The 8,266-nt window shown below is 65.5% G+C and carries 9 protein-coding genes; 7 read left to right on the top strand and 2 right to left on the bottom strand.

The genetic code is table 11. The annotated features are described in order from the left end of the window. The first annotated feature begins 19 nt into the window (after positions 1 to 19). The 7 genes from AC1DB8_RS16495 (at position 20) to AC1DB8_RS16465 (ending at position 6,304) form a co-directional block, all read left to right on the top strand. Positions 20 to 721, top strand: coding sequence for a hypothetical protein (locus AC1DB8_RS16495; protein ID WP_476893640.1), 702 nt, complete (start codon positions 20 to 22; stop codon positions 719 to 721). Positions 722 to 726: 5 nt separating this feature from the next. Continuing rightward, positions 727 to 1,437 (top strand): glycosyltransferase family 2 protein, encoded by a 711-nt coding sequence (locus tag AC1DB8_RS16490; protein WP_476893641.1) that lies wholly within the window; start codon positions 727 to 729, stop codon positions 1,435 to 1,437. Positions 1,438 to 1,439: 2 nt separating this feature from the next. Continuing rightward, positions 1,440 to 2,120 carry a TIGR04282 family arsenosugar biosynthesis glycosyltransferase gene (locus AC1DB8_RS16485; RefSeq protein WP_476893639.1) on the top strand — a complete coding sequence of 227 codons (681 nt, stop codon included), beginning with the start codon at positions 1,440 to 1,442 and terminating at the stop codon, positions 2,118 to 2,120. Between the two features lie 11 nt (positions 2,121 to 2,131). After that, positions 2,132 to 2,824 (top strand): class I SAM-dependent methyltransferase, encoded by a 693-nt coding sequence (locus tag AC1DB8_RS16480; RefSeq protein ID WP_476893638.1) that lies wholly within the window; start codon positions 2,132 to 2,134, stop codon positions 2,822 to 2,824. Continuing rightward, positions 2,821 to 4,308, top strand: coding sequence for a glycosyltransferase family 87 protein (locus tag AC1DB8_RS16475; RefSeq protein WP_476893637.1), 1,488 nt, complete (start codon positions 2,821 to 2,823; stop codon positions 4,306 to 4,308). Before AC1DB8_RS16480 ends, AC1DB8_RS16475 begins: the two co-directional genes overlap by 4 nt. Before the next feature lie 62 nt (positions 4,309 to 4,370). Continuing rightward, entirely contained in the window at positions 4,371 to 5,243 is an 873-nt protein-coding gene (locus tag AC1DB8_RS16470) for an MTAP family purine nucleoside phosphorylase (RefSeq protein ID WP_476893636.1), read from the top strand. After that, positions 5,243 to 6,304 carry an NAD-dependent epimerase/dehydratase family protein gene (locus AC1DB8_RS16465; protein WP_476893635.1) on the top strand — a complete coding sequence of 354 codons (1,062 nt, stop codon included), beginning with the start codon at positions 5,243 to 5,245 and terminating at the stop codon, positions 6,302 to 6,304. Before AC1DB8_RS16470 ends, AC1DB8_RS16465 begins: the two co-directional genes overlap by 1 nt. A gap of 57 nt (positions 6,305 to 6,361) precedes the next feature. Here the strand turns inward: AC1DB8_RS16465 and AC1DB8_RS16460 are convergent, their stop codons facing one another. Both AC1DB8_RS16460 and AC1DB8_RS16455 read right to left on the bottom strand, forming a co-directional pair. Then, positions 6,362 to 6,817, bottom strand: a complete 456-nt coding sequence (locus AC1DB8_RS16460) for a hypothetical protein (RefSeq protein ID WP_476893634.1) — start codon at positions 6,815 to 6,817, stop codon at positions 6,362 to 6,364. After that, complete coding sequence (locus AC1DB8_RS16455) at positions 6,814 to 8,022, bottom strand: molybdopterin-dependent oxidoreductase (RefSeq protein ID WP_476893633.1); 1,209 nt, start codon at positions 8,020 to 8,022, stop codon at positions 6,814 to 6,816. The genes AC1DB8_RS16460 and AC1DB8_RS16455 overlap by 4 nt, the downstream gene beginning before the upstream one ends. Positions 8,023 to 8,266: the final 244 nt, after the last annotated feature.

Genomic DNA, 8,266 nt, shown 5'->3' with positions numbered 1-8,266 from the left:
ATTTCCAAGGAGCACTCCCATGCGTACATCCATCAAGACTTTCCTCGGCGTTGCCGCTGCCGGTTCGCTCATGTTTTCCCTGGCTGCCTGCAGCCCGGCGAACAACGCTTCCTCCGCTCCGGCCACCTCGGCGTCTTCCTCGGCTGCGGCTGAAAAGCCCGAGCCGCTCGCCTCGATCCCGGCACTGACCGGCGTCTCCACCGCGGTGAAGCTCGATGCTTCCTTCGCGAAAGCCCTGGAAACCCTCAAGCTCACCCCGGGCACCGTCGGTACCGCCAAACTGACCGACGGCTCGCTGGTCTTCCCCATCACCGGCGGCAAGGTCGACTACTACGACCCGGCCAAGGACTACCGCCCCTACGTCCAGGGCCTGATCAGCCACGCCGGCTCCGGGTTCTCCCTCACCGCCGGTGACACCAAGGTCGAACTGACCAACCGCCGTCCTCGAAGGCACCCGCGTCCTGATCTCCGACACCGCCGCCGGCCTGCTGAACAAAACCTTCAAGACCGACGCCGTGAAGGCCGACATGCTCGTCGGCATCGCCAAGATCACCGTCAACACCAAGTAACACCCCACCAGGAAAACTCGCCGGATGCATGGTCTGCACCGGTGGGAAGTGCCACGGTTCCGCTTCTGCCGGCACCGTGGCACTTTTCCTTGCCTGGACCGTGGTGCGTCCCGGCCGACGTGGGCCTTCCCCGCCGTAGCCTTGAAAGGTGACTGAAATGACCGAAGTTTTGGTTGATGTGGTTCTACCCTGTCTGAACGAGAAGGGCGCACTGCCCTGGGTACTCGCGCGCCTGCCGGAGGGGTACCGGGCAATTGTGGTCGACAACGGCTCTACGGACGGTTCCGCTGAACTCGCCACCCAACTTGGTGCCATGGTCATTCGCGAGGAACGCCGCGGTTTCGGCGCTGCGGCCCACGCGGGCCTGCTCGCCTCCACGGCCGAATACGTGGCTTTCTGCGACTGCGACGGTTCGCTGGACCCGGCACAGTTACCGGCGCTGTTCGCCCCGGTCATCGACGGCAGTGCGGATCTGGTGCTCGGCAGCCGCCAGCCGCAGCGCGGTTCCTGGCCCGCCCATGCCCGTGTCGCGAACGTCGTCCTGGCTTGGCGGCTCCGTAGGCTGACCGGGGAACGGGTGACGGACCTTGGCCCAATGCGGGCGGGCCGCCGGGTCCAGCTGCTTTCGCTGGCATTGGAGGACCGTCGCAGCGGCTACCCGCTGGAGATGTTCCTGAAGGCGAGCCTTCGCGGCTGGAGAATCCTGGAACTACCCGTTCCGTACGCCCCCCGGACTGGCAAATCGAAAGTCACCGGCACCCTCCGCGGAACCATTACCGCGGTACGGGATATGTCGGCCCAGCTCAAGGCGGCCGCGGCCGCCACAGGTTCCGGACCGGTCCTCGAGGGCACCGGCGACGAATCATGAGTATGCGCAACCTGAATGATCTGACGGTGGCCGTCATCGCCAAAGAGTGTCTGCCCGGGCGGGTGAAGACCCGGCTATGCCCGCCGCTATCTCCCGAGGATGCGGCCCATCTGGCGCAACTCAGCCTCAGCAGCACCCTGGAAACCGTCAGGCAACTTCCTGCGCGAGACCGACTTCTGGTTATGGACGGGGCCCCGACCGCGGAAGACGCAAAGGGTTTCGTTGTGGTGCCTCAGATTTCCGGAGGACTCGACGAAAAACTCGCCGCCATCTGCGATGCCGCTTCCGGTCCGCTACTGATCATCGGCATGGACACACCACAATTCTCGCTGCACCATGTCGCCCCGTTGCTCAATGATTGGGGCACCGGAACGGTCGTCCACGACGCCTGGCTCGGGCCCGCCTCCGACGGCGGATTCTGGGCTCTCGCGCTTCGCAGGCCAACAGGCACCCTCATCCGGGGGGTGCCAATGTCCACCGACACCACCGGAGCACACCAGTACGCCAGGCTCCGTGCCGCCGGCCTCACAACCGGGATGCTGCCCGAGTTGCGGGATATGGACTACTTCAGCGATGCAGTGGAGATCGCTGCCGGGATGCCCGGCACCGAATTCTCGTCGGCCGTCGCACAAGCCGCGCCCGTCCTGCAGGACCAGGCACCGATCGCCGGGGCCGGGGGATGACGGCCGTCGGCATGACGCCGCTTGCGCTTTTCGGCCAGGGCCGACGGGAACCCTATGCCCGGGCCCTTGCGAACGGCTTCGGCACTCTGACGCTGCGGCCGGACACCGAACAAGATGCTGCGCCCCCCGTTACTTTCGACGTCAGCAACTGGTGCGACGAGGCAAGCTCACTGGAGATTTCGCTGTTGAGGAACCTGCAGGGGCCCGTGCTCGACGTCGGATGCGGTCCCGGCCGGCTGCTGGCCGCAGCCCAGGACATGGGCCTGACGGCCCTGGGCATCGACACGAGTGCCGAGGCTGTCCACCGGGCCCGTGGCCGCGGCGCCCGCGCCCTCGAACAGTCCATATTCGCCCCGGTTCCCCACGCCGGGCAGTGGCAATCCTTGGTCCTGCTGGACGGAAACATCGGTATCGGCGGCAGCATCACGACCCTGCTGCGCCGGTGCCTGCAACTCATCGCCCCCCAGGGGACTCTCCTGGTGGAAGTGGAAACCGATGCCGAATTGGACACCGTCTACGCGGCGGTCCTGGAAGACGCCCAAGGTAACCAAAGCGAGCCTTTTCGGTGGGCCAGAACCGGCGCCGCCGGTCTCGAATCCCGCGCACTCCGCGGAGGATGGACCATAAAGTCCGTCCACCACAGGCAGGGCCGCGTCTTTTGTCGACTCTCGCCAGCCATAGGTCCGGACGGATTCACAGCATGAGAGTCCGGCCGCAATCTGAAGGCACGCCCGGCGCGGCCCGCGCTTCCGGGCGCCGGACGGGAACCTACGCCGCTCTGGCCGCCGTGCTCATCCTGGCCGCGACAGTGCTTTTGTGGATGGTATTGCCGCGGAATCCCTTCGAGTCGGCTCCCATCGTCGGCACCTGCATCTCGTGGATATTGCTGATGGCGGCGGTCTTTCTGCTCAGGCGGGTGCCACGGGACCGCATTGGGGCGGTGATCATAGCGGGCACGGTTTTGCTTGGCGCGGTTGCCGTAAGCGCACCGCCACGGACCAGTAACGATTCTGCACGATACGCCTGGGACGGAATCGTTCAAAAGGCGGGAATCTCCCCGTACTCGCATGTACCGCTGGATGAGACACTTGCCGGCCTGCGGCCGGGCTGGCTGTTCGCGCCGGGCTCCTTAGACAGCGACGGCCGACCAGTTTGTGCCAAGGAGCTATTCGGCACTGAATCCGTCGCTGCCCTGGGGTATCCGTCGGGGACACCCTTGTGCTCGGCCATTAACCGCCCGCACGTGCACACCATCTATCCGCCAACCGCTGAGATTTACTTCCTCGGAGTGCGGGCGGCCGTTCCGGATTCGGTGGCGTACCTTCCTTTCCAGCTCGGCGGGCTGCTAATCAGTGTGGCCGTTGGAGTGATGCTGCTCCGCATTCTCGCCGCCCGCGGGATGCCCCTCCATCTGGCCGCAGTGTGGGGGTGGAGCCCTTTCGTGCAGCTCGAGGCAATCAACAACGCCCACGTTGATCTCTTGGGCGGCGCCCTCATTCTCGCTGCAGGAACCCTTCTGACAGCAGGAAAGCCGCTCCGCTCTGGCGTTGCTTTCGGAGCCGCAGTGGCAACGAAACTCATTCCGGCCATCGCGGCCCCGGGATTACTGTTCAAGCGCCCGGCACGTTTCATCGCCGCCGCCGTGGCGACGTTCACGCTGCTCTACGTGCCTTATCTGGCGTTCGCGGGAGCGGGAGTCCTCGGATTCCTCCCCGGTTACCTCAAAGAGGAGGGCTACAGCCAAAGCGGCGGGATCCGATTCGGCCTGGCCCAGATCGTCGCGGCCGGGCCTTGGATCCCCGTACTGAGTGCGGCCGCCCTGGCTATCGTCGCTCTCGGTGTGCTTAGACGGACCACAGCGGCGAATCTCTGGGAACAGCAGACGGTCATGATCGGGCTGACCCTGCTGATCGTGAGCCCGAACTACCCGTGGTACGCACTGATGCTCATGCCGTTCATCGTCTTGAGCCGCCGCTGGGAATACATCGGCGTCATTCTGGCTCTGGACGTGATCTACATGGTTCCCTCGGCCGCCCCATACAGTGAGCCTCTTAACCAGGGCGTCCTCCTCTTGGCCGCCTCCACCGTCGCGACCGGAGCGTGGCTTCGACGCCGCCGTGGAATTGCAACGGCTGCCCACCGGCGGCTGCAGGCCGAGGCAAGTCACCTCGCGACCGCACCCCAATGACCCCGGTGACCGACCCACAGAGACGATTTCAAGCAAGTTCCAACAATTGGCAGGATCGCGTTATGCATACCCAATTTCCCCGCATCCCCCGCGTCGGCGTCATCGGAGGTTCCGGTACTTACACTCTCCCCGGCGCAACGGTGCAGGCCGTCGTCGACGTCGACACACCCTTCGGGCGGCCTTCGGGGCCGCTGACATTTGCCGAAGTGGCCGGACAGACAGTGGCCTTCCTCCCCCGTCACGGCGGGGAGCACTCGCTTCCGCCGCAGAAGATCAACTACCGTGCCAACCTTTGGGCACTCAAGAGCGTCGGGGTCGAGGCGGTCTTCTCATCCTCCGCCGTGGGCGGGTTGCGGGAAGGCTTCGGGCCCGGGACATTCGTGGTCACGGACCAGCTGATTGACCGCACCTGGGGCCGGGCCGACACGTTCTTCGACGGAACCACCGCCGACGGCGCCGCGCCGGCCGGCGTCCAGCACTTGCCGGCGTCGGACCCGTTTTGCCCGACACTTCGATCGTATCTGCACGTTGCCCTTGATCAGCTCCAGCTGCCCAGCGCCCCCCAAGGGACAGTGGTGGTCATCAACGGACCGCGATTTTCCACCAGGGCCGAGTCGCAGTGGTACGTCTCCGGCGGGGCCGACATTATCAGCATGACCCAATATCCCGAACCCGTCCTGGCCGCGGAGCTGAACATGGGCTTCGCCAATCTGGCGTTCGTCACAGACTCCGACACCGGCCACGACGGTTCCGAACCGGTCACGGCTGAAGCCGTCTTCGCGCGACTGAAACATGCCCAGGTCAACGTCCTTGCCATCCTTGAGACAGCCCTCGCCGCCGTCGGCGCCGACTATGCCGCCAGGCCGCTCATGGACCCGGAAGCCGTACGCCGAATCATGGCGCTCCCTCCGGTCGGCCCGTCAGCGGGTCTCTGATGAGACTCCTCGTGACCGGCGGCGCCGGCTTCATCGGATCCCACATCGTCGAGGCTGCTCTCGCCAAGGGATGGAGTGTTCGGGTCCTCGATTCCTTGGACGCTTCCCTGCACCCGCACAAACCGGCTTTTGACCGGCGCGTGGACCTCGTCACGGGAGATGTGACGGACCCGGCTGCCGTGGAGTCGGCGTTGCAGGGAATCGACACCGTTTGCCATCAGAGCGCAAAAGTCGGCCTTGGGGTCAGCTTCGCCGACGCACCTGACTACATCCGCAACAACGATTACGGCACGGCCATCCTGCTCGCCGCGATGGAGCGCCACGGCATCACCCGCCTGATTCTCGCCTCCTCGATGGTGGTGTACGGCGAGGGCGCCTACGTCGATCCGGGAAGCGGCCGACCGGTCAGGCCCGGTCCCCGCTCGGAGGAGGACCTTCGCGCCGGCATCTACGATCCACGCAACCCCGAAACCGGCGCCGTTCTGGTCCCCGCGATGGTCACCGAGGATGCCGTCATGGATCCGAGGAACGTCTACGCAGCATCGAAGCTGAGCCAGGAACACCTCGCCTCCTCGTGGGCCCGGAGCACCGGCGGTTCGGCGATTGCCTTGCGTTACCACAATGTCTACGGACCCAGGATGCCCAAAGACACGCCGTATGCCGGGGTCGCTTCCCTCTTCCGGTCGGCCCTGGCCCGCGGTGAAGCTCCGCGTGTCTTTGAGGACGGAGCCCAGCGCCGAAGTTTCATCCACGTACGGGATGTTGCGGCAGCAAATATCGCCGCCGCCGAGTCGCTGTCCGACGACGGCGCCCCGGCCTTTCGCGCCTACAACGTCGGTGCGGACGAGGTCCACACCATCGGTGACGTGGCGGCCGCGTTGAGTGCCTTCAGCGCCGGTCCGGCGCCCGTAGTCACCGGCGAGTATCGGCTCGGCGACGTACGCCACGTCACGGCCTCCTCGGAGCGGATCAAGGCCGAACTCGGCTGGGCTCCGAACGTCGGATTCGACGAAGGCATGCGGGAATTTGCTACCTCTCCCCTGCGCGGCGACCGGGTGTAAGCCACCGGCGCCGGCAGGCTTCCGGCCCCGGGACTGTTGCCGAAAGGATCTGCCGGGTCAGCGGCGGCGGACCCGCCCGGTCCCGCGGGCTCTTCGTTCCAGGGCAAAGATGGTCACGGCAGAGCCGCCCGCAAGGAACGCCCAGAACCATGTGAGGGAGGCGGCGTAGTTGGCTTCCAGCACGGTGGTGCTCTGCGCGACGGACTGGGCCTTCACCAGAATTGCAGCAATCAAGGTGATTACCGCACCACTTAGCAGCGCGCCGCGGAGCACTGCGGCCGAGAGCGGCTGGAGCTTCGACCCGGCCCTCGTCAGGCCTGCGCCCGCAAGAGTGGAGAGCGGCACAATGACGCCGTCGTGAATAAGGACGGCAACGGCCATCCACGTCAGCAGTCCGATCAACTGCTCCGGGCCTAACTGGGTGGGCAGGCCCAGCAGTCCGTATCCCAGCACGGCGATACCGGCGGCGCCGAGGGCCGCACGTGCGGCTTTGACGGAGTTCGGCGTATTCACAGGACCTCGATACTTTGCAGCCATTTGGTCTGGAGGACTCCGGGCCGGCCGGGGGCGATGATGCGGGCCGGATAGCCATGATCGAGATCGAGTACGGAGCCGTTCAGCTCCAGGGCCACCAGCGTTTTTTCGTCCCGGGCGTATTCCGGGGCCATGGTCATCAACCGGTAGGCGCCCTCCGGCTCCAAGCTGGTGACACGAAGGGTGGACCCGGCCGGAGCCCCCACGGCGTCCATCAAGTCCCTGACCAGGACCCCGCGCCACTGCGCAGTCTGGCTCCAGCCCTCGACGCATGCGATGGGAAGTTCGTGGGTGTGCTGGGGCATCGCCTTGAGCTGGGCAAGGCTGAAGGTCCGGCGGGAGTCACCGTTGCGTACCAGAAGGGTCCAGTTGGCGTCATTGGCCGCCTCTGTGACGCTGGCAGCGACAGCCGTTCTGTTGACCGGTACCCCCTGCGGCCCGGTGCCCATCTTGCGCGGAGCGAAAAGGTTTAGCGGCGCAAGCACGGCGAAGGATTGTCCGGCGGTCGTCAGGACAACCGTTCCGCTCGCCGTTGCCACACCCATCAGGAATGCCCGCCGGGACCATCGCCCGCGGCCCGGACGGCCGGCGACGGACGCCCGCCCGTGCGAGTCCATCCCGCCGTCGGAGGGCTTGCCGGCCTGCCCTCCCGTGGACCGGGCACGCCAGTTGCTGGCGATGACAGGGAGCTTGACCGCGATGTGCAACAGCAGCGATCCCCAGATCACCCACGCCAGCCAATAGTGCGTCTCACGAAACGGAAAGGGCCACGGATACCATTTGTAGGTGTTGATCAGCCCGGTGGTCAGCTGCACTAGAGATGCACCGAGGAATAAGGCTATCGAGGCCCGCTCGAGGCCATGCAGCAGAGACTTCACGGGCGGCCACTTGAGCAGTTCAGGGTACACGGACCACAGCTTCGCCAGAAGCAGAGGAATCGAGGCGATGCCGGCAGTTACGTGGAGTCCCTGCGTCAGTTGGTAGATCCAGACCGGTCTGGTCGGAAAGAACATCCAGGACGGCGGATTCTGGAGTCCATGGCTGAACAGGCCGGTCAGGAAACATATTGTGAAGCTGACCCCGAGCCAGCGGCCCACCACGACCGTCAGGCGTGAACTGCGGGTCGGCGATGCGAACTTGGCGGCCAAAGCTTGAGTGAGCTTCTGCGGGTTGGGCATCTGCATGTCGTTATCACTCCACCGTTCTGTGGCCCCGGGGCCAGTCTAATCCTAGAGCCGAGAACGCCACGGACCCCCAAGGTCCGTGGCGTTCTCAACCATTCCTGGTGGGGTGTTACTTGGTGTTGACGGTGATCTTGGCGATGCCGACGAGCATGTCGGCCTTCACGGCGTCGGTCTTGAAGGTTTTGTTCAGCAGGCCGGCGGCGGTGTCGGAGATCAGGACGCGGGTGCCTTCGAGGACGGCGGT

This window comes from Arthrobacter sp. 10N410, assembly GCF_056394945.1.
The sequence above is the reverse complement of the archived record's forward strand: the minus strand, read 5'-3'. Positions and strand labels throughout refer to the sequence as shown.

What these genes read in the sequence shown, in the direction of transcription:
- AC1DB8_RS16465 (WP_476893635.1), top strand. Translation starts at nt 5,243, where the DNA reads ATGAGACTCCTCGTGACCGGCGGCGCCGGCTTCATCGGATCCCACATC.
- AC1DB8_RS16470 (WP_476893636.1), top strand. Translation starts at nt 4,371, where the DNA reads ATGCATACCCAATTTCCCCGCATCCCCCGCGTCGGCGTCATCGGAGGT.
- AC1DB8_RS16455 (WP_476893633.1), bottom strand. Translation starts at nt 8,022, where the DNA reads ATGCAGATGCCCAACCCGCAGAAGCTCACTCAAGCTTTGGCCGCCAAG.
- AC1DB8_RS16490 (WP_476893641.1), top strand. Translation starts at nt 727, where the DNA reads ATGACCGAAGTTTTGGTTGATGTGGTTCTACCCTGTCTGAACGAGAAG.
- AC1DB8_RS16485 (WP_476893639.1), top strand. Translation starts at nt 1,440, where the DNA reads ATGCGCAACCTGAATGATCTGACGGTGGCCGTCATCGCCAAAGAGTGT.
- AC1DB8_RS16475 (WP_476893637.1), top strand. Translation starts at nt 2,821, where the DNA reads ATGAGAGTCCGGCCGCAATCTGAAGGCACGCCCGGCGCGGCCCGCGCT.
- AC1DB8_RS16480 (WP_476893638.1), top strand. Translation starts at nt 2,132, where the DNA reads ATGACGCCGCTTGCGCTTTTCGGCCAGGGCCGACGGGAACCCTATGCC.
- AC1DB8_RS16495 (WP_476893640.1), top strand. Translation starts at nt 20, where the DNA reads ATGCGTACATCCATCAAGACTTTCCTCGGCGTTGCCGCTGCCGGTTCG.